Origin of the sequence: Arthrobacter sp. FW305-BF8 (assembly GCF_021789315.1) — a bacterium.
In the GTDB taxonomy this organism is placed as follows: domain Bacteria; phylum Actinomycetota; class Actinomycetes; order Actinomycetales; family Micrococcaceae; genus Arthrobacter.
The window spans coordinates 3,028,854-3,051,814 of the sequence record NZ_CP084561.1 but is presented as its reverse complement, the minus strand read 5'-3'; the positions used below and the strand labels follow the sequence as shown (position 1 = coordinate 3,051,814).

Sequence of the window (22,961 nt, the reverse complement as noted above, 5' to 3'; positions counted from 1 at the left end):
GTCTGCTTACAATAGCTAGGTTCGAATTTAAGGATCCAGCCGGCAGGCCGGCCAATACTTTTTGCACGCCCGCAAGGGACACCCACACATTTCTGCGGTCATCGTGGCGTGCGCACGCAATCCAGGTTTCAGGGAGCCCAATGAACGCCGTCCAGAGGTTCATCAGAAGCAAAGTGCTTTTGCTGACCGCTGCAATTCTGATCTTCGCCATGTGCCTGTCAGTCCTCGTCCAGACCCAGTCGCAGGCAGCGCTGAACCGGACCGTGGACCAGAACTCGCGCGGGCTCTACGACATCCTGGTCCAGGCCAAGGCGGGCTCCGACGGTTCGCTCATGCAGCCCGAGATTGCCACGGGGCAGGGCGGCATCAGCTTCAACCAGCTCCAGAAGATCCGGGATCTGTCCGGCACCTCCGTTGCCGCGCCCATCAGCCTGGTCTCGCGCGTGACGCAAAACCTCGAGACGCCGCGCCTGGAGGCCATGGACTACCTGGGCTTCAACGCCGGACTCGTCGGCACCGCGACCGCGGGGCAGCCCGGCGGCACCGATCCCAGCAAATGGCCCGAAGCCCAGTCCGTGCTCAGCGACACCCCCAAGAAGTACCGCCTGACGGCCAGCGCCACTAGCTCCGACGGGTCCTCCCAGCACACCCTTTTCAAGTCCACTGCCGAGGGCGCCCTCGGCAAGGGCAAGCTCGTGGAGCAGCAGGTCGAGGGAGGCAACAGCATCCAGATCGCCGGTCCTGAAGGCGAGACCGGGATCAAGTTCCCGGCCCCGGCCGGCGGGTCCGAGCACAACCTGTTCAACCTCACTGTTGCCCTGCCCATGGCGCCGGAGGTCACGGAGTCCGTGGTCGCCGTCGACCCCGTTTCCGAGCGTGCCCTGCTGGGCACCTCGGGTGATTTCCTGGCGCCGCTGGAGAAGGCACCGCCGGCCGACGCCCGCAGCGCCGAGGCGGTGGGCCAGCACCTGGAGAGCCTCTTCACCACGGGCATCGGCATGAAGGAACTCGAGGAAGGCCCTGACTTCCTTGGCGTCAAGCTCAAGTACTGGGCGCCCATCATGACCCAGTACCAGCAGGCCAAGCGCAACGGGCAGCTCACCGAGGATTCCCAGGCCATCCCGCTGATCGTCCGTTCCGGCACGTCGGTCGACCTGAAGTACTCCGTGAAAATCGAGGAGATCGACGATTCCGGAAACGTGGTCAAGGAGGTAGGCACCGCTGAGCGCTCCCTGGACAAGGACTACCTGCCGTTCGTCTCCAAGTCGCCTTTCGCCCTGTCCTGGCCCGGGTCCACGGACTACTCCAAGCTGCTCGGCAACTCGGCCAACTTCAGCCGCGGCCTCTACAGCCCTGCCACCTGGAGCACCAACTTCGCCTCCGCCCCCAAATACACGGACGGCTCCACCGCAGGCAACGGTGCCGAGGACAAGACCGCCACCCCGGGCGAGTGGGTCACCGTGAATCGCCTGCCGGAGAAGAGCGCCAACGGCGAGGCTGTGGACCAGACACAGCGCAATCCCGTGGACGAGCGTTCTTACCGGGAGAACCTGGAAACGGGCAAGAAGCTGGCCACCCCGCTCGCCATGGTCTACGGCACCTTCGATCCCGCCGCCGTCCAGGAAGCGGCCGGGGACGTCAACCGGCTTCCGCTCGGCGGCTACGATCCCACGCCTATGACGCTGACCAAGGACGCGCAGGGCAAGGACGTTACGGACACCGCGCTCAAGCCTTCCCTGAGCGCCACCGGACTCGTCAGCCAGTCAGCCGGCGCTATCACCGACTATTACGGCCTGGCTGCTGCCCGCGGCTACGAGAAGAACGCCTCCGTCATCGACGCCGTCCGCGTGCGGGCCAGCGCCGCCGGCAGCTGGAAGCAGGTCCAGCCCGAGGTGGACAAGCTCGCCACCGAAATCCGGGACATGGGTCTTGAAGCCACCGTTGTGGCCGGTTCTGCCCGCGAGGACGCCAATATCTTCGTTCCCGGCTACTCCAAGGACGACGCCGGCAAGGAGTCCGCCCTGGGAACCGTCCAGCAGTCTTGGGTCAGGCAGAACGCGGCCGACGCCGTGGCCGGCTCGCTGACGACGACGAACCTGACGCTGCTGTTCCTCACGCTCTGCGGTGCCGCGCTGCTGACTGGCGCCTCGACGGTCAGCTACGTGCGGCTGCGCCGCAGCGAAGCCGGCACCCTGCGCGCCATGGGTTGGACCCAGCGACGGATCCGGTCCTGGGTGCTGGAGGAGTTTGCTGTGGGCGCCGGACTGCTGGCGGTGGCAGGCATTGTGCTCAGCCTTTTGAGCTGGAACATCGCCACCGCCATCGTCTCGGCGTCCGTGCTGGCCCTGTACCTGGGCGCGGCCTTCTTCGCCGCCCAGCAGCTGCGCCACCGCGAGGTGGTCGACCAGGAGCCCCAGCACGACGAAAAGCTCATCGCCGTCGATTCGCCGCTGACCTTCGCGAACCGGCAGCTGGGCACGCACCGCTTCAACGCCATCTCGCTTGCCGTTGCCGTTGGCGTGTTCGGCTCGGCAGTCGGCGGCCTGATCGCCTTGCTGATCGATATCCCGCGTGCCGCCGGTGCCAGTGCGCTCAGTGGCCTGGCCGCCGCCAGCGTGGCCCTGCCGAGCATCATCCTTGGCCTGTCCGGCGTGGCGGTGGGGCTCCTGCTCACATTGGTCACCGGGCGCTTCGAGCTGAAGGCCAAGCGGCGGTACCTCGGCACGCTGCAGGCGATGGGCTGGAACCCCGACATGCTTGGCCAGGTCCGCTTCTTCGAAAACGCCCTAGTAGGCGCGGTTGCCGTCCCGCTGGGTATCCTCGGCGCCCTGGGCATCGGCCTTGTTCTTGCCCCCTACGCCGCGCTGTGGGCCGCCGTGGCCGGGCTCGTGGCTGTTCTCTGCTGGATTCCGATTGCAACGAAAGTGGTCAAATGACTAACGACCTGAACCTTCGCCGCGTGCGCGGGAACAATGAGGCTGTAACCCCGGTCCAGACCCGGGCCAACACCATCGTCAAGGAAGCCGACCACGCCACCCCGCTGGAGCTGAGCAACATCACCATCCGCTACGGCGGGGGCAAGAACGGCTCCGACGCGGTCAGCGTCGTGGAGGGCTTTGACCTCACCCTGAACGCGGGGGAGATGCACTGCGTGGCAGGCCGCAGCGGCTCGGGCAAGACCAGCATCCTGACCGTCGGAGCGGGCCTGACCCTGCCGACGTCGGGCCGGGTGCTGTGGGAGGGTGATTCGCTCGAAACCATGAGCGACGACGAAATCGCCGACCGCCGCCGTGCTCTGATCGGTTATGTGGATCAGGGCGGTGCCCTGATCGACGGCATGAGTGCGCTTGAAAATGTGCTCCTGCCGGCGGTTCCGGACGGCGAGGTGGAGCAGCGGCGTGAGATGGCCAAGGACCTGCTGGACCTCGTGGGCCTCGGCCGCCGCATGCGGCACCGTCCCGAGCAGCTCTCCGGCGGTGAACGCCAGCGCGTGGCCATCGCCCGCGCCCTGATCCTGGGCACCCGCGTCCTGGTGGTGGACGAGCCCACGGCCAGCCTGGACCGGGCCTCCGCCAACCGCATCATCAGCATCCTCAAGGACACAACCTCTGACGGCATTGCAGTCCTCGTGGCGTCACATGACCACGAACTGGTCCGGCTCAGCGATACGCTGACCGAACTGATCTAGCTCCATCCCTCCGCATAAAGGTACCGTTCCGCCCGTGACTTCCTCAGACAAGAGCCCCTTCTACATCACTACGGCCATCACCTACCCGAACGGCGTGCCCCACATCGGCCACGCCTACGAGTACATCGCCACGGATGCGATGGCCCGGTTCAAGCGGCTCGACGGCTACGACGTGAAGTTCCTGACCGGCACGGACGAGCACGGGCTGAAGATCGCGCAGACCGCGGAGAAGGAAGGTGTCTCGCCCAAGGAACTGGTGGACCGGAACGCGGAAATCTACAAAGCCGCGCACGCCGCCCTCGGCATCAGCTACGACCGGTTCATCCGCACCACGGACGCGGACCACTACACCGCCTCGCAGGCCATCTGGAAGAAGATGGAAGCCAACGGGGACATCTACCTGTCCAAGTACGAGGGCTGGTACTCCGTGCGGGACGAGGCCTACTACGGTGAGGACGACACCGTGGTGAAGGAGGACGGCGCCCGGTACACCAAGGAGACGGACACCCCGGTGACCTGGACCGCCGAGGAAAGCTACTTCTTCCGGCTGTCCGCCTACCAGGACAAGCTGCTGGCCCTGTACGAAGCACAGCCGGAGTTCGGCGCGCCGCAGTCCCGGTTCAACGAGGTCATCAGCTTCGTCAAGCGCGGCCTGGAGGACCTGTCCATCAGCCGGACCACCTTCGACTGGGGAGTGCCCGTCCCCGGCGATGAAAAGCACGTCATGTACGTGTGGGTGGACGCCCTGACCAACTACCTCACCGGCGCCGGCTACCCGGACGTCGAATCAGAGTCGTTCAAGAAGTTTTGGCCCGCCGATGTCCACATCATCGGCAAGGACATCTCGCGCTTCCACGCCATCTACTGGCCCGCCTTCCTCATGAGCGCTGGCCTCGAACTGCCCAAGCGGGTCATGATCCACGGCTTCCTGCACAACAACGGCGTCAAGATGTCCAAGTCCCTCGGCAACGTCGTTGCCCCGGCGGACTTCGTGGCCCAGTACGGCCTGGACCAGGTCCGGTTCTTCTTCCTGCGCGAGGTTCCGTTCGGCGCGGACGGCAGCTACAACCACGAGGCCATCGTCGGCCGGATGAACTCGGACCTGGCGAACAACTTCGGAAACCTGGCGCAGCGCTCACTGTCCATGGTGGCCAAGAACTGCGAGGGCCGGGTACCCGTGCCGGGCGCGTTCAGCGACGCGGACACTGCCATCCTGGGCCAGGCGAACGCGTTGCTGGAGCAGGCACGTGCGGCCTTCGAAAAGCAGGAGTTCAGCCGTGCCCTCGAGGCGATCTGGACGGAGCTGGGGGACACCAACGCGTACTTCGCGGACCAGGCACCCTGGGTGCTGCGGAAGACCGACGTCGAACGCATGCAGACGGTGCTGTACGTGACCCTCGAGGTGCTGCGCATCGTCTCGATCCTCGCCCAGCCGGTCATGCCCACTGCCACCGCCGCGCTGCTCGGGTACCTCGGCCAGCCGGAAGGGGCGGCCCGGGAGTTCTCCGCCATCGCGACGCCGATCGCCGCCGGCACCGACCTGCCCGCCCCCGCGCCGGTGTTCCCGAAGTACGAGGAACCCGCGGACGCCTGACAGCCCACTTCGCCATGTAGCCCCGGTACCCTGATGCGCATGTGAGTGGTGTTACCAGTGAAGCAAGTGGGACGGGCTGTACAAACAGGTACCGGCTACTCGGGACGCGGATAAAACGGCAAACCTACCCTGAAGGAACAAGCAAACTGGCATCTCATTCGGGGGTTCCGGTTCCACACCGCTAGTGGTCGCCGTGGTCCCAACCACCAGGTGCCGAGCGAATCAGGAACGGTCTCTTCCCCCGACTGGTCAGTTTAAAACGGACCTGGAGGGGACAGAAAATGAAACGAGTTTTAGCAACGGCTGCTCTTGTGGGTGTGGGACTCCTCGGCACCTCACTTCCTGCTGCGCTTGCGCAATCTGGCGATGACAGCGGGGGTTCAGGCCAGAACTGCCAGGTGTTCGGCTCCGATGACGACTTCTCCGCGCTGACTGTCAGTATCCAGCGCTCCTCGGGCGGTAGCGACGACGACTGCGGCAATGAAGGACCGGACGACAATCAGGGACCGGGCGACAACCAAGGGCCGGGCGGCAATGAGGGACCGGGCGGAGGCTACGAGGAGCCGCCGTACGAAGAGCCGCCGTACGAGGAACCCCCGTCCGAGGGACCCCCGTACGAGGAACCGCCCGTTGAGCAGCCGCCGGTCGAGCAGCCACCTGCTGAGCAGCCGCCGGTCGAGCAGCCGCCGGTCGAGCAGCCACCTGCTGAGCAGCCGCCGGTTGAGCAGCAGCCTGTGGTGAAGCCGCCAGCAGTTACGCCTGTCGTCAAACCTGTGGTGAAGCCGCAGGCGGTCAAGCCTGTCGTGGCCGCCCCGGCGCAGCCGGCTCCCGCGGTGGCTGCTGTTGTCCCGCCCGCGCCCAACGCCGGCTTCAACGTGCAGACCGCCGCCGCCGCGGGCTCCGAACATGACGCCGGCATTCCGGCCTGGCTGGCTGCGGTGACGGGACTGTTTGCCGCGCTTTCAGGCGGTGTGCTAGTCAAGAGCGGGGTCCGTGCCAGGAAACATAAGGCATAACAAGCAGTCGTGCGGGTGCCTTGAGCCCACGGGCACCCGCACAGGACCACCCCGAGGACCGGTCCTTCACCACAGGAACAGCGCCTCTTAGCCCGAGGAGTTTCATGGCAACCCATCGCCGGCAGCGGGAAGAACGCCTGCCCGGAGTGGAACCCGCCCGGCGGCGCCGCAGCCGTCTCCGGATTTGGGTTGGCAGGCGCATGCTGGCATATGGCCGCGTAGAGCTGGCAGTGCTGACGTTTTGTCTTGTGGGGCTGTTGGGATCGTGGCTGCTGTACGCCGGCACAACGGCGCACCCGCCGGCCGGTCAGGTTCCCGCCTTGCACGCAGCGGCGGCACCGCCCGCGGTGTCGGCCGAGCCGCCGGCACTCAGCCTTGCGGGCAACGCCAGTCCGGCCGCCCAGTCCACGGCTGCGGCGGGCAAGGCATCCACAGCAGGGGTGGCGGGCCGTCCCGGATCTGCTCCACAACGCATTGTCTATCCGGACATTGGGATGGACGTCCCGGTGCACCCGTTGAAACCCAGCAGCAGCGACGTGCAATCGCAGTCAATCGTCCCTCCGGTGACCCTGGACGGCTATTGGCTCACCCCGTACGGGATGCCCGGTTCCGGTTCCCGGAACACCACCTACGTCGTCGGCCACAGCTGGGAAGGCCTTGACGCTCCATTCAACCGGCTCAGCACGCGCGCCGGGCGCGGAGACGTGTTCACCGTGCACACGGCGGCAGGGCAACTCAAGTACAGGGTTGACTCAGTGACCACCTACACCAAGTCAACCCTGAAGGACAGCCCGATCTGGGACGTCGTCCCCAACCGCCTGGTCCTGATCAGTTGCTATACGGAGGACCTTTGGGGCAGGAACGTGGCTGTGGTGGCGTCACCAGCAGGAGCGTGAGCGCGGGACCGCTGTTCGGATGCTGAGACGGCTTGACCAGAATGTGGATGGCTTGGCTACCCTGAAAAGATGAGCGCATCTACCATCAATCTCGCTGTCATCCCGGGCGACGGCATTGGCCCGGAGGTCACCGCCGAAGCCCTGAAGGTTCTCGAAAAGGTGGTGGCCGCCGAGGGCGTCACCCTCGACCAGACCCACTACAAGCTCGGTGCCCAGCACTGGCTTGAGACCGGCGAGACCCTTCCGGAGGCTGTCCTCGAGGACCTGAAGTCGCGGGATGCCATCCTCTTCGGTGCCATCGGCGCAGCGCCGGGGGACACCCGCATCCCGTCCGGACTGATTGAACGCGAACTGCTCCTCAAGCTGCGCTTCAGCCTTGACCACTACGTCAACCTGCGCCCCTCGCGGCTCTACGGCACGGTGGGCAGCCCGCTGGCTGAACCGGGCAACATCGATTTCATTGTTGTCCGTGAAGGAACCGAGGGTCCTTACGTGGGCAACGGCGGCACCCTGCGCGGCGGCACACCACACGAGGTGGCCACCGAGGTTTCCCTGAACACTGCCCACGGCGTGGAGCGCGTGGTCCGGGACGCGTTCCGGCGCGCCAACGAGCGCCCGCGCAAGAAGCTGACCCTGGTCCACAAGCACAACGTGCTGGTCTTTGCCGGCCACCTGTGGAAGCGCACCGTCGAGGCCGTGGCCAAGGAATTCCCCGAGGTCACCCACGACTACCTGCACATCGATGCCGCGACCATCTTCATGGTCACCGATCCCGCCCGCTTCGACGTCATCGTCACCGACAACCTCTTCGGCGACATCATTACCGACCTTGCTGCCGCTATCACCGGCGGAATCGGACTGGCCGCCTCGGGCAACATCAACATGGACCGCACGGCACCGTCCATGTTCGAACCGGTCCACGGTTCCGCGCCCGACATTGCCGGCCAGCAGAAGGCGGACCCCACCGCTGCGATCCTGTCCGCGGCCCTCCTCCTGGAGCACTTGGGCTACCCCGATGCGGCCCGGAAGATTGAGTCCGCGGTGGTGGCCGACGTCGAAAGCCGCAACGGCGAAGTGCGCAGCACAAGCGCCATCGGTGACGCCATTGCGGCGGCCGTTTAGCCTCCGCCAGCAGGCGTAAGCTTGACCTGAATTACCAATCGCTGCCGTGGTCCGATGCTGAACCACGTTCAGATGCCAGGCAGCCGACCGTGGAGGAACCATGACTCAGACTGCCCATGGCGTCGAATTCACCCAGCAGCCTTCGGCCACCCCGAAGTCTGCTGAGGAGCGTGCAGCCATCCTGGCGAACCCAGGCTTTGGCGACCACTTCACCGACCACACTGCGATTGTTGACTACACGGTCGACGCCAGCGGCCAGGGCGGATGGCATGATGCTCGGATCGAGGCCTACGGGCCGATCATGCTGGACCCGTCGGCCGCTGTGCTGCACTACGGGCAGGAAATCTTCGAGGGACTGAAGGCATACCGTCACGCGGACGGCTCCATCTGGAGCTTTCGGCCCGAGGCCAACGCCGCCCGGATGAACAAGTCCGCCCGCCGGTTGGCGCTTCCGGAGATTCCGGCCGAATACTTCCTGGGCGCCATCCGCGAGCTTGTGGCGGCGGACAAGGAATGGGTTCCTTCCGGTGACGGCGAGGCCCTGTACCTGCGCCCGTTCATGATCGCTACCGAGGCATTCCTGGGCGTGCGGGCAGCGCGTGAGGTGTCGTTCCGCGTCATTGCCTCGCCGGCCGGGAACTACTTCGGCGGCGAGCTCAAGCCGATTTCGATCTGGATTTCTCGCGAGTACGCGCGGGCAGGCCGCGGCGGCACGGGCGCTGCGAAGTGCGGCGGCAACTACGCCGCGTCGCTCATCGCGCAGCAGGAGGCCGAAGCGAACGGCTGCAAGCAGGTGCTGTTCCTGGACCAGTTCAACGACAACGCCGTTGAGGAACTGGGCGGAATGAACGTCTTCTTCGTCATGAAGGACGGCTCGCTGGTGACGCCCGCGCTGAGCGGCACCATCCTCGAGGGCGTGACCCGGTCCTCGATCATGCAGGTCGCCAAGGACATGGGCCGCGAGGTGACCGAGCGGAAGATCACCCTGGATGAGTGGCGCGACGGCGTTGCCTCCGGCGACATCGCCGAGGTCTTCGCCTGCGGCACCGCCGCTGTGATCACGCCCATCGGCGTCCTCAAGGACGCCACGGAGTACATCGGCTCCGAGGACGCCAAGGCCGGGGAGACCACCATGGCCATCCGCGCCCAGCTGCTTGGCATCCAGACGGGCGCCGTGGAGGACACCCACGGCTGGCTGACCCGGCTCGCCTAGCCGTTTCGGCTGACTCTTTTTAGAACGACGGCGGGTGGCCGGCTGGGCTGTTTCGGCAGCTCACCGGCCGCCCGTCGTCGTTCTGCTGTCTTTTTGCTCCTGTCGTTGTGCTGCTGCCGGTCGCTTTTCCGGGATGACACAATGAAACACGTGAACCAGGACACCACCAGCGCCTTCACCGGCAGCAGCCCGCTGACGCGTTTCCGCCTCGCGCCCAATCCGGGGCCCATGAGCCTGGAGGGGACCAACTCCTACATCGTCGGGGAGCCGGGTCACGCGGCAACAGTGGTGGTTGATCCGGGTCCGCTTGATGAGGCCCACCTTCAGGCGCTGGCTGCGGCCGGACCCGTGGAGCTCATCCTGGTCACGCACCGGCACGCGGACCACACCGCCGGTTCGGCCCGTCTCGCCGAAATCACCGGCGCGCCCGTCCGGGCCGCTGCTGCCGCGCATTGCCATGGGGGAGCCGTGCTGCAGTCCGGGGAAACGATCGCTGCCGGCGGGACTGAGATCCGGGTGGTTGCCACGCCGGGGCACACGTCCGACTCCGTCTGCTTCCACCTGCCCCTTGACGGGCCTGCCGGCTCCGTGCTGACCGGCGACACCATCCTGGGCCGGGGGACCACAGTGCTGGACCATCCGGACGGCACACTGGCGGACTACCTCGCTTCCCTCGACCAACTGGAGCGCTTGGGGCCGGCCACCGTCCTGCCTGCCCACGGCCCCGTCCTGCCCGCACTCGACGCGGTGGTCCGCGCCTACCGGGACCACCGGCTGGACCGGCTGGCCCAGATCCGGACTGCCCTCGCCGGCCTCGGCCCGGATGCCGCCGTAGGTGACGTGACCACCGTTGTCTATGCCGACGTCGACCCCTCCGTCCGGCGCGCCGCCGAGAATTCCGTGGCGGCACAGCTGGAATACCTGCGCCTCCTGAGGGAGAGGGACTGAGACTGTAGGCTTGGGGCCATGCGTATTGCCCGGTTTGTAGTCGATTCTGATCCCCTTTACGGCGTTGTTGAAGGCCAGCCCGGCAGTGAGGAAATCACTGTTATCAACGGCGACCCGTTCTTCAACGGCGTTGAACGCACCTCCGTGCGGCACAAGCTGGAGGATGTCCGCCTGCTGGCCCCCATCATTCCGCGCAGCAAGGTGATCGGCGTCGGACGGAACTTTGTGGAGCACGCCCACGAACTCGGCAATGAGGTGCCCCAGCAGCCGCTGCTGTTCCTGAAGCCCAACACCTCCGTAGTGGGCCCGAACGATCCCGTTGTCCTGCCGGAGTTCTCCGAGGAGGTTTCCTTCGAGGCGGAGCTGTGCGTCGTCATCGGCCGCATCTGCAAGGACGTCCCCGAAGAACGTGCCGACGATGTCATCTTCGGGTACACCTGCGGCAACGACCTCACCGCCCGCGACATCCAAAAAACAGACCTGCAATGGGCGCGGGCCAAGGGCTTCGATACGTCCGCGCCGCTTGGACCGTGGATCGAAACCGAACTTGATCCCGAGGACCTGTCCATCAAGGGCCGGCTCAACGGCGAACTCCGCCAGGACGGCAGCACCACCCAGATGATCCGCGGCGTCCGCGAGCTGGTGTCCATCGTCTCCAGCGCGTTCACCCTGCTGCCCGGGGATGTCATCATGACCGGCACCCCGGCAGGCGTGGGCCTCGTCCAGGCCGGCGACCGGTACGAAGTGGAGATCGAGGGCATAGGCCGTCTGTCGAACCCCGTCGTCCGCCGCTAGCTGCGCACCCGGCGGCGCTGCCTGCGGGCAGCGCAGCCGGGGACGGGGCAGCGGTGCCCGGTTGGTAAAGTTGGTATCACTATGACTACCCCCTCCGCCGCTCCTGCTGCCATTCCTGCCGTCACCGCCGAAACGCCCGTCCGCGTCCGCTTCTGCCCGTCACCCACGGGCACCCCGCACGTCGGGCTGATCCGCACGGCGCTGTTCAACTGGGCCTACGCCCGCCACACCGGCGGCAAGATGATCTTCCGCATCGAGGACACGGACTCGGCGCGCGACAGTGAGGAAAGCTACCACCAGCTGCTGGATGCCCTGAAGTGGCTCGGCATCGACTGGGACGAGGGCGTCGAGGTGGGCGGGCCCCACACGCCGTACCGCCAGTCGCAGCGGAGCGAGCTGTACCAGGACGTCATCGCCAAACTCAGGGCGGGCGGCCATATCTACGAGTCCTACTCGACGCCGGATGAGATCGAAGCGCGCCACCGCGCCGCCGGTCAGGACCCGAAACTGGGCTACGACGGCTTTGACCGTGACCTCAGCGACGAACAGGTCGCGGCGTTCAAGGCCGAGGGCCGGGAAGCCGTGCTGCGCCTGCGGATGCCGGACGAGGACATCACGTTCACCGACCTGGTCCGTGGCGAGATCACCTTCAAGGCGGGCTCTGTCCCCGACTTCGCCGTGGTGCGCGCCAACGGTGCACCGCTGTACACGCTGGTCAACCCGGTGGACGACGCCCTCATGGGGATCACGCACGTTCTCCGCGGCGAGGACCTGCTCAGCTCCACGCCGCGCCAGATCGCCCTGTACCGGGCGCTGTATGCGGTGGGCGTCGCGGAATACATGCCCGAGTTCGGTCACCTGCCCTACGTCATGGGCCAGGGCAACAAGAAGCTTTCCAAGCGTGACCCGGAATCAAGCCTCTTCCTGCACAGGGAGCGCGGCTTCATCCCCGAGGGGCTGCTGAACTACCTGTCCCTGCTCGGCTGGTCCCTGAGCGCCGACGAGGATATCTTCACGGTGGAAGAGCTGGTGAAGAACTTCGACATCCACGATGTTCTGGCCAACCCGGCCCGCTTCGACCTCAAGAAGGCCGAAGCGATCAACGGAACACACGTCAGGCTGCTGGACCCTGCGGTGTTCCGCGAGCGGCTGGTCCCGTACCTCCGTCACGCCGGCCTGGTGGGGGAGACCCTCACCGACCGCCAGGAGGAAATCCTGACGGAGTCCGCACCTCTGGTCCAGGAGCGAATCACCCTCCTCGGCGAAGCCCCGGAGATGCTGGCGTTCCTGTTCAAATCCGACGACGCGATCGACGTCGCCGCCGACGCCCGCAAGGGCCTGCCGGAGAACGTCACCGAGGTTCTTGACGCGGCGCTGGCCGCGCTCGAGCCGATCGGCGACTGGAATGCTGAAAACATCCAGTCCGCGCTGAAGCAGGCGCTGGTGGAGGACCTGGGCATCAAGCCCCGGCTCGCGTTCGGCCCCGTACGCACCGCCATCTCCGGCCGCCGGATCTCGCCGCCGCTGTTCGAGTCCATGGTCATCCTGGGCAAGGAATCGTCCCTGGCCCGCCTGCGGGCTTTCCGCGGCTGATGTCACAGCCTGCAGTGGAAACCACCGTCCTGTCCCGCAGCCTCGGGGCGGTCAGCGGTGTCCTGTTCGACATTGACGACACCCTTGTGGACCTTGCCTACGCCATGACCACGGCGCTGCGGGACGCCAGCGAACACCTCCTTCCCGGCCTGGACGAGGCCGGGTGGGAGAAGGTGGGGCGGATCTTCACCCACGAGACCACCCACTACTACGACCGCTACCTCGCCGGTGAGCTGACCTTCAATGAGCAGCGACTGCTCCGGGGCCGCGCCGCCCTGGGCCACTTCGGCGTCGAAATGGGCGAGGGGGAGGAGTCGCACAACTGGCTCAGCACCTACTCGCGGCTGCAGCCCAGCTACGTTCGGGCCTACGAGGACGTCCTGCCGTTCCTCAACGCCCTGGACCATGCCGGCATCCCGTACGGGGCCGTGAGTAACAACGTGCACGACTACCAGCGGGTGAAGCTGGACAGCGCCGGCCTGGAACGCATCCGGTTCCTCGTGGGCACCGATACCGTCGGCGTCCCCAAGCCGGACCCTGCCATCTACCTCGAGGGCGTCCGGCTGATCGGCAGCACACCCGCCACCACGCTCTACATCGGGGACAACCGGCTCCTGGACGCAGAGGGCTCGACGGCGGCAGGACTGCTGGGCATCTGGCTGAACCGCAGCGGGGAACAGGCTCCGGGTTTCCAGGGGCAAGAGATTGCCTCGCTGCTGGAACTGCTGGCTCTGCCGGCCGGGTCCAGCTAGTCTGCCCGGTCCGTCGCCTGCGCCCATTGCGGACTATTCAAAGTGTGGCGCAGGTAACGGCCCGCCGATTTGTGCGGGGCAAAACTCTCGGGTAGAGTAATTACTCGTGCTGAGGGGCACGGAGCGAAAGATAAAGACTTTCGACCGGCCCGAAAGTGCCAATGGGATATGGTGTAATTGGCAACACTACGGTTTCTGGTACCGTCATTCTAGGTTCGAGTCCTGGTATCCCAGCTCTGAATTTCTTCGGATTTTCCGCAGAATTTCAGGTGTTGCGAATCGAAAATCATCGATTTGGAACGAAGCCAAATGTGTGAAACACTAACTTGGCTTGATCGGCGGAGACGCTGATCGGAAAGTACACGGCCCCATCGTATAGCGGCCTAGTACGCCGCCCTCTCACGGCGGTAACGCGGGTTCGAATCCCGCTGGGGTCACAAGTAACCGGCTCCGGGCAACAGCCCGGGGCCGGTTTTGTTTTGCCGGAAAATTCCGTGGGCCCGCCTGGGTGTTTAGCGGCCGCTGTGCGCGGGTCCGACCTAAACCCGGGCTGAACTGGCATGATGAGGCTGTGACCTCCGACCGGATCCCGCCAGCCCAAGGCCAGGACATGGAAACGCAGCCTGCCGGCGTGCGGCTCCTGGAGGACGTCCGCCGCGATCTGGCAGCCGTCTCGTTGCCGCTGGCCCTGCCGACGGCCGAACAGGCGCGGCTGGAGATCCGGAACTCCGTGGCCCAGCTCGATGACTACGTCCTGCCCCGCTACCGCAGCCTTGACGCTCCGCTGCTGGCCGTCGTCGGCGGTTCGACCGGAGCCGGCAAGTCGACACTCGTGAACGCGCTCGTGGGCCATCCGGTCACACGGGCCGGCGCCATCCGGCCCACCACCCGCCAGCCCATCCTCCTGCACCATCCCTCGGAAGCCGACTGGTTCGAGGACCAGCGGGTCCTGCCCGGCCTCAGCCGGATCCGCGGAACCGTGATCCCGGCCGCCGCGACGCCTGCCGCCACTGCTGCACCAGCCGGCCCTGCCGGACCGGCAACGGACACCGCGCCCGTCACGTCATTGGTCCTCGTGGGAGAGGCTGCCGTGCCCGAGGGCATCGCACTGCTCGATGCTCCGGACGTGGACTCCGTCTCCGACGAGAACCGCAGGCTCGCCGGGCAGCTGCTGGCGGCAGCCGACCTGTGGATCTTCGTGACCACCGCCAACCGCTACGCTGACGCGGTTCCGTGGAAGCTGCTGCTGAACGCGGCGTCGAGGGACATCATGGTGGCGGTGGTCCTCGACCGCGTGCCGCCCGCGGCGGAAGCCGAAGTGAGCGAGGACCTGCGCAGCATGCTGGCGCGGGAAGGCCTTGGTGCCGCCCGTCTGTTCGTCATCCCGGAAGTCGCCCTCGGCAGCTCCGGCATGCTGCCGCCGGAAACCGTGCAGCCCCTGAAAGCCTGGCTCCGCGGCCTTGCCGACGACGCCGCAGCCCGCGCTGACATCGCACGGCGGACGCTGCATGGTGCCGTCCGCGAGCTCGGCCAACGCGTCGGCCGCATCGCCGACGCGGCCACGGAACAGGGCCGCGCGGCCACGCTGCTGGGCGACGACGTACGGGCGGCCTACCAGAACGCCGGAACCCGGATCATCGACGCCACCAAGGACGGGGCGCTCCTGCGCGGCGAGGTCTTGGCCCGCTGGCAGGACTTTGTGGGAACGGGTGAGTTTTTCCGCAGCCTGGAGCAGAACGTGGGACGGTTCCGCCATCGGCTTGGGGCGTTCTTCCGCGGCGAGCCCGCGCCCGCAGTGAAAGTGGAAACCGCCATTGAAACGGGGCTCCACGCGGTCATAGTGGATGAGGCCGCCAAGGCGGCGGAGGACGCAGACCAGCGCTGGCGCTCGGATCCCGCAGGCCGGCAGCTTCTAGGTACGGACGACCTCTCGGGCACGAGCCCCGGCTTTGCGGACCTCGTGGCTGCGGAAATACGCGACTGGCAGGCCGGCCTCATGGAACTTATCAGGACCGAAGGGCAGGACAAGCGGACCCAGGCGCGCTGGCTCTCTTTCGGTATCAACGGCCTCGGTGCGGCCCTGATGATCGTGGTGTTCTCCATGACTGCCGGGCTGACCGGCCTTGAGATCGGCGTCGCCGGAGGTACCGCCGTCGTGGGTCAGAAACTGCTCGAAGCCGTCTTCGGTGAGGACGCCGTCCGAAGGCTTGCACGTACCGCCCGTGACGATTTGAGCAGCAGGTGCCGAACCCTGCTGGCGGCTGAGCAGCAGCGCTTCCTGGACCGGCTTGCCCCGGAAGCCGGGCAGGCCGCCGTGGGGCTCGCCGAACACGCACGGGCGCTCACACGGTTGGCGGATGCCACGTGAACCGCCGGGGGAGGGCCAAGGAAGAGACGCGGCTGCAGGGCCGCCTGGAGGCTTTGGGCAGGGCCCGGGAGCTGGCCGAAGGCGTGCTTCCCGGCGCCGCCCTGGAGGACGTCGTCGGGGTGCTGGAACGTGCCAGGTCGCGGCGGGCGCTTTCCGCCGACCATACGGTGGTGGGCTTCTTCGGGGCGACCGGAAGTGGAAAATCCACCCTGTTCAACGCCGTGAACGGCGCTGAAATCGCGACGGCGGCGGCGCGGCGGCCCACGACGTCCGAACCTTTGGCAAGTGTGTGGGGCGCGGACGGCAGTGAGCCGCTGCTGGACTGGCTTGATGTCCGGGCCCGCCACCATGCAGATGCCGTGGACGGGTTCGCCGACGAGGACGCCGGGCTGATTCTGCTGGACTTGCCCGACTTCGACTCGACGCGCACCGCGAACCGGGAGATTGTGCAGCGCCTGGTGGGGATGGTGGATGTCCTGGTCTGGGTGCTGGACCCGCAGAAGTACGCCGACGACGCCGTCCACAACGGCTTCCTGGCGCCGCTGGCGTCACACGGCGCCGTAACGCTGGTGGTCCTCAACCAGGTGGACAGGCTTCCGGCGGGGGATGTCGCGCCCGTGCTCGAGTCGCTGCGGGGACTCTTGGCGCGCGACGGGCTGGGCAAGGTCCAGGTCCTGGCGGCCTCCGCGCTGACCGGAGTGGGTGTAGACGGCGTCAGAGCCGCCATCCGCCGCGTGGTATCGCAGCGGGAAGCGCTGTCGCTGCGGCTTTCCGCGGATGTGACCAAGGCGGCGGCGCAGCTGGAGGAAGCAGCGGGCCGCGGCGACGCCGCGGGCGTGAGGGGCGGGACCGTCGCGCGGCTTGGTGACGAACTGGCGACGGCGGCCAACGTACCCCTGGTGGCCGCTGCAGTGTCCGCGTCCTACCGGATAGAGTCCACCCGGCGCACGGGCTGGCCGGTGACGCGGTGGCTTGTGCGTTTCAGGTCTGACCCCCTCCGCCGGCTCAACCTGCGCCGCAACGCTAGCGCGGAGGTAAACCGGACATCACTGCCGTCCGCCGGGGCTCCCGAGCGCGCGCGGACCGATGCTGCGGTCCGCGAGTTTGCTGACGCCGCCAGTGACGGTGCCCCTGGCCCCTGGCGGGCGTCCATCCGCGCGGCGGCCCGGGCGGGAAGGGACCGGCTGCCTGATGCCCTTGACCAGGCGATCGCCGGCGCTGACCTCGCTGCGGGACGGAAGTCCTGGTGGTGGGGGGCGTTTAACGTGATTCAGTGGCTCGCGCTGGTCGCGGCCGTGGCGGGGCTGGGCTGGCTGGGTGTACTGGCGGGGCTAGGCTACCTGCAGCTGCCTGTTCCGGAGGTGCCCAGGGTAGAAGGCTGGCCGGTCCCCACCCTGCTGATTGGCGGCGGAGCTGCACTGGGGATCCTGCTTGCCGTGACGGCCAGATTCATCTCTGCCGGGGTCGCCCGCCGCCGCGGCGCGAGGGCCAGGAAGCGGCTCAACGCCGCCGTGGCAGAGGTGGCTGGCCGGCTTGTGGTGGAACCCGTGGAGGCGGAGGTCCGTCGGCTGGAGGCATTCAACGCGGCGCTGCGGGCCGCAGCCGGCTAGTTCTACTCAGCCGGCTGCCGTCTGCAGGGCTGCCGCAGCGTCCCGGACCTTGATCATGGTGCGGAGGTTTCGGGTGGTGGTGGAGGCCTTGTACTTCGGCTTGGCCGAAAGTTTGCTGAACGGGCTTTCGAGCGTGCCGCCAGCGGGCGCCAGCCAGGCCATGGCCTCGGGACCCAGCCGCTCCTGCTCGGCGCCATCCAATGCTTCCCCCGCGGTGAACAGCTCGTCCAGTGCGGCCGCGTCGGAGGCCAGCGTGAGATAGGTGTGCGTGCTTTTGTCGTCTGCCGGATAGCGGCAGGCCGCAACGAGGTCCGACACGCGGTCTGAGGTCAGCACCACCACCCAGGCGTCATAGCCGAAGGCCTTCCGCAGGGCTGTCTCGAATTCCTTCTTGACGGCGGCAGGCTCAAGTTCGCTGGCCAGCACCACATTGCCGCTGGCCAGCAGCGTCTTCACACCGGTGAACGGTCCCGACTTCAGGGCTTCCTTGAGGTCCGCCATCCTAATGTTGATGCCGCCCACGTTAATGCCGCGGAGGAACACTGCGTAGCTGGTCATGCGCCCAGACTACTGCCCGTTACGGCGCCGGGCCGCTCTGCTTCGATTGAGGCGCCTCGCGGGCTCCATTCTCCGTTAATTGGGTTCCCGGCAGCGGTGGCGCCATTGACCGGTAGGTGTGCCCGATTGGGGTGGTGATTTCGAAGGTGTGCCGTGGCCCGGGCCTCGGTTTTGCTTTCCAGCCGGGGAGTTCCATCGTGTGGTTGCACGCTTCGCAGAGCCCGGCACCATTGGCGAGGGATGTTGGGCCGTCGTCGTGCCAGGGGATGATGTGGTCAAGGTGGCGGATCGGGCGTCGCAGTAGAGGGTCCGGCAGGTGTCGTCGCGGAGTTGGATGAAGCGGCGCAGTGGTGGCGGGAAGAGTCGGCGTCGGGAGTCCATGGCTACCAGGTCGCCGGTTTCCGGCGCGGTGTACAGGCGCGGGAGCCAGATCTCCAGTTCCTTCACCGCATCGTTCTGGCCGGCGTGGGAGTCGGATGCGTTTGAGCTGCCAACGCGAGGGTTACTTCCCTGCGTCCGCGGGTGTTCTGGCGCGCGTTCCTGGGCTTCTTCTCGGTTGAGGAGTTCCCGGGCCCAAGTGGCGGGGACGATGCCGTAGCCGGTGAGACGGGCGGGTTCACTGTCCGCTTGGAAGAGGGCGCGGTCGGTCATGACGAGGTTGAGGTCTATCCCGGTGATCCCGCCGGGGGAGCCGGTGGTGCATTCGACGAGCTCGTCGGCCTTGATCTGGTTCAGCGTCCGCGGGTCGCCGGCGGAGCGAACGGCATCGGCTTGCCGGGTCAGGGCGGTGTACACGGCGACACCTTGGTGGGCGGGCAGCAGGGCGGTGAAATAGGCCATGCAGTCCGGTGCCGGGCGCAGGCTCACGGACCATTCCGAGGCGGCGTGGCTCGCGCGTTGAGTGACCGAGGGCGGGTCTCTCCGGGCGGCGGCTGCCTTTACCGCGGCGATGACGCCGCGGGTTCCGACACCGGTGAAGGTCCCCGTATCCGCAGCCCACTCTTCATCGACGGCAGTCCGGTCTTCGACGGTCAGACAGGCTGTTTCTTTCACGAAAAACATGGCGCGCTCTTCATTCAGTTGGCCGGTATCCAAGGCCCCCAAGGCGTGCGGCATCTCGCTGACCAGAGCCTTGGCCATGCCGAGCAGCCGGCCTCCGCGGTGTGGGGACTCTCCGCGGGCCAGCGCGATCTGCTCCGCCGCGCCCCTGCCCCGGTCTTTTTCGGGGTCCTTTCCCAGCTCCTCTGCGGCCAGGGGCGGTCGGTCGGTGGATTCCTGGCGGAGCCGGGCCTCGTAGGTCACAGAAAGCCTGGCCTGTTGCCCGGCCGCCCAGCACTTGACGTTCTCCTAGCCGCGGATCTGGTTAATCAGCCCGGGACCGTCGGCGGTGAGATCGGCTGCCGGGAGAACCCAGCCCGACGCTGTTGTAGAGGCCACGGCAGCGGCGTCTGAGTACGGTCCGTCGTCAAAAAGGAAGGTCCTCGTCAAAAGGACGGTCTGCGAACAGGGCCTCGGGAAACGGGTCCTTCGGAAGCACTGCCAGATACGCGGCGTCGAGATCATCGTCGTACGGCAATCGGAAGTACGGATCGACGTCGAGACCAGTGGCGTCAGGTACGCGGAATATTAAGGCCGCTCGAGCTCAGATCCGGACAGGATCAGGAAACTTTTCAGGACGGCGTCCAGGAGCGAAACTGGGTAGCAGCTCGGGGCGTTCTCAGCCCTGAGAACGCCCCGAGCTGCTACCTAGTTGGGGAACGTGGGGCTAGTCGTTGTTCTTGCGGAGCGCTTCGGTCAGGACGCGGGCGGCGTTGCAGACGACCTCCGCGTGCAGCCGGCCGGGCTGCCGGGTGAGGCGCTCGATCGGGCCGGAGATGGAGACGGCGGCGATCACCCTGCCGGACGGTCCCCGCACGGGTGCCGAGACGGAGGCGACCCCGGGCTCCCGCTCGCCAAGGCTCTGGCCCCAGCCCCGCCGTCGTACTCCCGCCAGAACGGTGGGCGTGAAACGCGCGGACTGCAGGCCCTCCAGCAGGCGGTCGTGGTCCTCCCAGGCGAGTAGGACCTGGGCGGCCGAACCGGCCTTCATGGACAGCTGGGTTCCGACGGGGATCGTGTCGCGCAGGCCGATGGGCCGTTCGGCGGAGGCGACGCAGACCCGCCAGTCGCCCTGGCGGCGGAAAATCTGGGCGCTTTCGCCGGTGGCGTCACGAAGCTGCATGAGAACCGGCCCCGCGGAGGCAATCAGCCTGTCCTCGCCGGCGGCGGAGGCAAGCTCGACGAGGCGGCTGCCGAGGACAAACCGGCCTTGGATGTCCCGGCTGACGAGGCGGTGGTGGACCAGTGCCAGCGCGAGCCTGTGCACGGTGGGCCGCGCCAGTCCGGTGGCAGCGACCAGCTGCGCAAGAGTGGTGGGCCCGGCCTCAAGCGCGTCGAGCACCTGCGCTGCTTTATCAATGACGCCGACTCCACTAGAATTGTCCATGTATTGATATTGCCGTCTCATTATCTGAGATGCAAATCATTTGACTGGCTTATTACAGGGGTCTGCTGTTTCAGTGGACCTAACAGCAAACAGCATCGAAGGGAGATGGCCATGGCCAAAACATTGGCCGAGAAAGTCTGGGATGCGCACGTGGTGCGCAAAGGCAACGGCGAAGGCGCCAACGCCCAGCCGGACCTTCTGTACATCGACCTCCACCTCGTCCATGAGGTGACCTCCCCGCAGGCCTTCGAGGGTCTCCGCCTGGCCGGCCGCAAGCTGCGCCGCCCGGACCTCACCATCGCCACCGAGGACCACAACACCCCGACGCTGGACATCGACAAGCCGATTGCCGACCTCACCAGCCGGACCCAGATCCAGACCCTCCGCAACAACTGCGAGGAGTTCGGTGTCCGCCTGCACTCCCTCGGTGACGCCGAGCAGGGCATCGTGCACGTTGTAGGTCCGCAGCTTGGACTGACCCAGCCCGGCATGACCGTGGTGTGCGGTGACTCGCACACGTCCACCCACGGCGCGTTCGGCGCGCTGGCCATGGGCATCGGCACCTCCGAGGTGGAGCACGTCATGGCCACCCAGACGCTGTCCCTCAAGCCCTTCAAGACCATGGCCATCAATGTCGAGGGCACGCTGCGCCCCGGCGTGACCGCCAAGGACATTATCCTGGCCGTCATCGCCAAGATCGGCACCGGCGGCGGCCAGGGCTATGTCCTGGAATACCGTGGCTCGGCCATCCGCGCGCTGTCCATGGACGCGCGGATGACCATCTGCAACATGTCCATCGAAGCAGGCGCGCGCGCCGGCATGGTGGCTCCGGATGAGACGACTTACGCCTACATGAGCGGGCGCCCGCACGCGCCGCAGGGCGCCGAGTGGGACGCCGCCGTCGAATACTGGAACACGCTGCGCACGGACGACGACGCCGTCTTCGACGTCCAGGTTGACCTGGACGCCAACACCCTTGAGCCGTTCGTGACCTGGGGCACGAACCCCGGCCAGGGCGTCTCGCTGTCGGCAAAGGTACCGTCCCCGGAGGACTTCGGCGACGAGAACGCCAAGGCCGCCGCGGAACGCGCCCTGCAGTACATGGGCCTGGCGGCCGGAACGCCCATGAAGGACATCCGCGTGGACACCGTCTTCCTGGGCTCCTGCACCAACTCCCGCATCGAGGACCTGCGGGCCGCGGCGGACATCGTCCGCGGCCGCGAGAAGGACCCGAAAGTCCGGATGCTGGTGGTCCCCGGCTCTGCCCGGGTGCGCCTCGAAGCCGAGGCCGAGGGCCTGGACAAGGTCTTCAAGGACTTCGGCGCCGAGTGGCGTTTTGCCGGCTGCTCCATGTGCCTGGGCATGAACCCGGACCAGCTGGAGCCGGGGGAGCGGTGCGCCTCCACCTCCAACCGCAACTTCGAGGGCCGGCAGGGCAAGGGAGGCCGCACGCACCTTGTTTCTCCTGTGGTTGCAGCCGCCACGGCCGTCCGCGGAACGCTGAGTTCGCCGTCGGACCTCGATCCGGCACCGGCATCCGCAGCCCTCACCACCGACGCCGCCTAGGAAGACGCCATGGAAAAGTTCACCACCCACACCGGTATCGGCGTCCCGCTGCGCCAGAGCAACGTCGACACGGACCAGATCATCCCCGCCGTCTACCTCAAGCGCATCACCCGCACCGGCTTCGAGGATGCGCTGTTCGCGGCCTGGCGCAAGGACCCGGCGTTCATCCTGAACCAGGAACCGTTCAACGCCGGCTCCGTGCTGGTGGCCGGGCCGGACTTCGGCACCGGGTCCTCCCGGGAGCACGCCGTCTGGGCGCTCAAGGACTATGGCTTCAAAGCTGTGCTGTCCTCGCGCTTCGCGGACATCTTCCGCGGCAACTCCGGCAAGCAGGGACTCCTCGCCGCCCAGGTTGCCCAGGATGACATCGAGCTCATCTGGAAGACCCTCGAGAACGCACCGGGAACCGAGGTGACCGTTGACCTCGCCTCCAAGACCGTCACCTGCGGCAGCGTGGTTGCGCCGTTCGAGATCGACGACTACACGCGCTGGCGCCTGCTCGAGGGCCTCGACGACATCGGACTGACCCTGCAGCACGAGGAGGACATTACGGCCTACGAAGCCACCCGGCCGTCCTTCAAGCCGCTTACACTCCCGGCCAGGACTTCCTGACCGCATAAACATCGCCAAAAAGGCCCGCCGTGCATAGCCGCGGCGGGCCTTTCCGCTGCCCCCGGTGCGGCCCTGGGAGCCCACGCGCCCGCGTCAGTATTTCGGTTCGGTAACGCGAGCTCATATGCTTAGCTGGTGCCTTTGT

The 22,961-nt window shown here is 66.8% G+C and carries 18 protein-coding genes, 2 tRNA genes and 1 pseudogene; 16 read left to right on the top strand and 5 right to left on the bottom strand.

Annotated elements, in window-relative coordinates; translation table 11 throughout:
- Positions 1-140: 140 nt before the first annotated feature.
- Genes LFT45_RS13695 through metG form a run of 3 tightly spaced genes read left to right on the top strand, consistent with a single transcriptional unit; the run spans position 141 to position 5,282 of the window.
- Positions 141-2,936: an ABC transporter permease gene (locus LFT45_RS13695; protein WP_236803839.1), complete on the top strand. Its 2,796-nt coding sequence runs from the start codon at positions 141-143 to the stop codon at positions 2,934-2,936.
- Positions 2,933-3,688: an ABC transporter ATP-binding protein gene (locus tag LFT45_RS13690; protein WP_111905958.1), complete on the top strand. Its 756-nt coding sequence runs from the start codon at positions 2,933-2,935 to the stop codon at positions 3,686-3,688. The genes LFT45_RS13695 and LFT45_RS13690 overlap by 4 nt, the downstream gene beginning before the upstream one ends.
- Before the next feature lie 34 nt (positions 3,689-3,722).
- The gene (metG, locus tag LFT45_RS13685) at positions 3,723-5,282 is read left to right on the top strand and encodes a methionine--tRNA ligase (RefSeq protein WP_236803837.1); all 1,560 of its coding nucleotides are present in this window, start codon (positions 3,723-3,725) and stop codon (positions 5,280-5,282) included.
- Between the two features lie 380 nt (positions 5,283-5,662).
- Here metG and LFT45_RS13680 read toward each other — a convergent pair whose 3' ends face one another.
- The gene (locus LFT45_RS13680; protein ID WP_236803835.1) at positions 5,663-6,190 is read right to left on the bottom strand and encodes a hypothetical protein; all 528 of its coding nucleotides are present in this window, start codon (positions 6,188-6,190) and stop codon (positions 5,663-5,665) included.
- Positions 6,191-6,402: 212 nt separating this feature from the next.
- On the opposite strand from LFT45_RS13680, the gene LFT45_RS13675 reads away from it, so the two are divergent.
- The 11 genes from LFT45_RS13675 (at position 6,403) to LFT45_RS13625 (ending at position 17,595) form a co-directional block, all read left to right on the top strand.
- Positions 6,403-7,194 (top strand): class F sortase, encoded by a 792-nt coding sequence (locus tag LFT45_RS13675; RefSeq protein WP_236803833.1) that lies wholly within the window; start codon positions 6,403-6,405, stop codon positions 7,192-7,194.
- A 69-nt stretch (positions 7,195-7,263) separates the two neighbouring features.
- On the top strand, positions 7,264-8,316 hold the full coding sequence (locus LFT45_RS13670) for a 3-isopropylmalate dehydrogenase (protein WP_236803832.1): 1,053 nt from the start codon (positions 7,264-7,266) through the stop codon (positions 8,314-8,316).
- Positions 8,317-8,416: 100 nt separating this feature from the next.
- Positions 8,417-9,529: a branched-chain amino acid aminotransferase gene (locus LFT45_RS13665; RefSeq protein WP_236803830.1), complete on the top strand. Its 1,113-nt coding sequence runs from the start codon at positions 8,417-8,419 to the stop codon at positions 9,527-9,529.
- 141 nt (positions 9,530-9,670) lie between these two features.
- Positions 9,671-10,477, top strand: a complete 807-nt coding sequence (locus tag LFT45_RS13660) for an MBL fold metallo-hydrolase (RefSeq protein WP_236803828.1) — start codon at positions 9,671-9,673, stop codon at positions 10,475-10,477.
- An 18-nt stretch (positions 10,478-10,495) separates the two neighbouring features.
- Positions 10,496-11,272 (top strand): fumarylacetoacetate hydrolase family protein, encoded by a 777-nt coding sequence (locus tag LFT45_RS13655; RefSeq protein WP_236803826.1) that lies wholly within the window; start codon positions 10,496-10,498, stop codon positions 11,270-11,272.
- A gap of 81 nt (positions 11,273-11,353) precedes the next feature.
- A complete protein-coding gene (gltX, locus tag LFT45_RS13650; protein ID WP_236803824.1) occupies positions 11,354-12,865 on the top strand; it encodes a glutamate--tRNA ligase in 1,512 nt (503 codons plus the stop codon).
- Positions 12,865-13,617 carry an HAD family hydrolase gene (locus LFT45_RS13645; protein WP_236803822.1) on the top strand — a complete coding sequence of 251 codons (753 nt, stop codon included), beginning with the start codon at positions 12,865-12,867 and terminating at the stop codon, positions 13,615-13,617. The genes gltX and LFT45_RS13645 overlap by 1 nt, the downstream gene beginning before the upstream one ends.
- Before the next feature lie 162 nt (positions 13,618-13,779).
- Positions 13,780-13,851, top strand: a tRNA-Gln gene (locus LFT45_RS13640).
- Positions 13,852-13,981: 130 nt separating this feature from the next.
- A tRNA-Glu gene (locus tag LFT45_RS13635) sits at positions 13,982-14,054 on the top strand.
- Positions 14,055-14,227: 173 nt separating this feature from the next.
- The gene (locus LFT45_RS13630) at positions 14,228-15,985 is read left to right on the top strand and encodes a dynamin family protein (RefSeq protein WP_236803819.1); all 1,758 of its coding nucleotides are present in this window, start codon (positions 14,228-14,230) and stop codon (positions 15,983-15,985) included.
- Positions 15,982-17,595 carry a GTPase gene (locus tag LFT45_RS13625; RefSeq protein ID WP_236803817.1) on the top strand — a complete coding sequence of 538 codons (1,614 nt, stop codon included), beginning with the start codon at positions 15,982-15,984 and terminating at the stop codon, positions 17,593-17,595. Before LFT45_RS13630 ends, LFT45_RS13625 begins: the two co-directional genes overlap by 4 nt.
- Positions 17,596-17,601: 6 nt before the next feature.
- On the opposite strand, the gene LFT45_RS13620 is transcribed toward LFT45_RS13625, so the two are convergent.
- The 4 genes and pseudogenes from LFT45_RS13620 to LFT45_RS13605 form a co-directional block, all read right to left on the bottom strand.
- Positions 17,602-18,153 (bottom strand): DUF1697 domain-containing protein, encoded by a 552-nt coding sequence (locus tag LFT45_RS13620; RefSeq protein WP_236803815.1) that lies wholly within the window; start codon positions 18,151-18,153, stop codon positions 17,602-17,604.
- A 19-nt stretch (positions 18,154-18,172) separates the two neighbouring features.
- Positions 18,173-19,407 (bottom strand): annotated as a pseudogene (locus LFT45_RS13615) (HNH endonuclease).
- 93 nt (positions 19,408-19,500) lie between these two features.
- A complete protein-coding gene (locus LFT45_RS13610; RefSeq protein ID WP_236803814.1) occupies positions 19,501-19,641 on the bottom strand; it encodes a hypothetical protein in 141 nt (46 codons plus the stop codon).
- 277 nt (positions 19,642-19,918) lie between these two features.
- The gene (locus tag LFT45_RS13605; protein WP_043420062.1) at positions 19,919-20,638 is read right to left on the bottom strand and encodes an IclR family transcriptional regulator; all 720 of its coding nucleotides are present in this window, start codon (positions 20,636-20,638) and stop codon (positions 19,919-19,921) included.
- 111 nt (positions 20,639-20,749) lie between these two features.
- On the opposite strand from LFT45_RS13605, the gene leuC reads away from it, so the two are divergent.
- Together leuC and leuD are read left to right on the top strand one after the other, a co-directional pair.
- The gene (gene leuC, locus LFT45_RS13600; protein WP_236803812.1) at positions 20,750-22,204 is read left to right on the top strand and encodes a 3-isopropylmalate dehydratase large subunit; all 1,455 of its coding nucleotides are present in this window, start codon (positions 20,750-20,752) and stop codon (positions 22,202-22,204) included.
- A gap of 9 nt (positions 22,205-22,213) precedes the next feature.
- Positions 22,214-22,816 carry a 3-isopropylmalate dehydratase small subunit gene (leuD, locus tag LFT45_RS13595; protein WP_236803810.1) on the top strand — a complete coding sequence of 201 codons (603 nt, stop codon included), beginning with the start codon at positions 22,214-22,216 and terminating at the stop codon, positions 22,814-22,816.
- Positions 22,817-22,961 lie beyond the last annotated feature (145 nt).

Coding starts and splice junctions, on each gene's coding strand:
- LFT45_RS13630 (WP_236803819.1), top strand. CDS start 14,228: ATGGAAACGCAGCCTGCCGGCGTGCGGCTCCTGGAGGACGTCCGCCGC.
- LFT45_RS13655 (WP_236803826.1), top strand. CDS start 10,496: ATGCGTATTGCCCGGTTTGTAGTCGATTCTGATCCCCTTTACGGCGTT.
- LFT45_RS13605 (WP_043420062.1), bottom strand. CDS start 20,638: ATGGACAATTCTAGTGGAGTCGGCGTCATTGATAAAGCAGCGCAGGTG.
- LFT45_RS13645 (WP_236803822.1), top strand. CDS start 12,865: ATGTCACAGCCTGCAGTGGAAACCACCGTCCTGTCCCGCAGCCTCGGG.
- LFT45_RS13690 (WP_111905958.1), top strand. CDS start 2,933: ATGACTAACGACCTGAACCTTCGCCGCGTGCGCGGGAACAATGAGGCT.
- LFT45_RS13680 (WP_236803835.1), bottom strand. CDS start 6,190: ATGTTCGGAGCCCGCGGCGGCGGCGGTCTGCACGTTGAAGCCGGCGTT.
- LFT45_RS13660 (WP_236803828.1), top strand. CDS start 9,671: ATGAAACACGTGAACCAGGACACCACCAGCGCCTTCACCGGCAGCAGC.
- gltX (WP_236803824.1), top strand. CDS start 11,354: ATGACTACCCCCTCCGCCGCTCCTGCTGCCATTCCTGCCGTCACCGCC.
- LFT45_RS13620 (WP_236803815.1), bottom strand. CDS start 18,153: ATGACCAGCTACGCAGTGTTCCTCCGCGGCATTAACGTGGGCGGCATC.
- LFT45_RS13670 (WP_236803832.1), top strand. CDS start 7,264: ATGAGCGCATCTACCATCAATCTCGCTGTCATCCCGGGCGACGGCATT.
- leuD (WP_236803810.1), top strand. CDS start 22,214: ATGGAAAAGTTCACCACCCACACCGGTATCGGCGTCCCGCTGCGCCAG.
- LFT45_RS13695 (WP_236803839.1), top strand. CDS start 141: ATGAACGCCGTCCAGAGGTTCATCAGAAGCAAAGTGCTTTTGCTGACC.
- LFT45_RS13665 (WP_236803830.1), top strand. CDS start 8,417: ATGACTCAGACTGCCCATGGCGTCGAATTCACCCAGCAGCCTTCGGCC.
- leuC (WP_236803812.1), top strand. CDS start 20,750: ATGGCCAAAACATTGGCCGAGAAAGTCTGGGATGCGCACGTGGTGCGC.
- LFT45_RS13675 (WP_236803833.1), top strand. CDS start 6,403: ATGGCAACCCATCGCCGGCAGCGGGAAGAACGCCTGCCCGGAGTGGAA.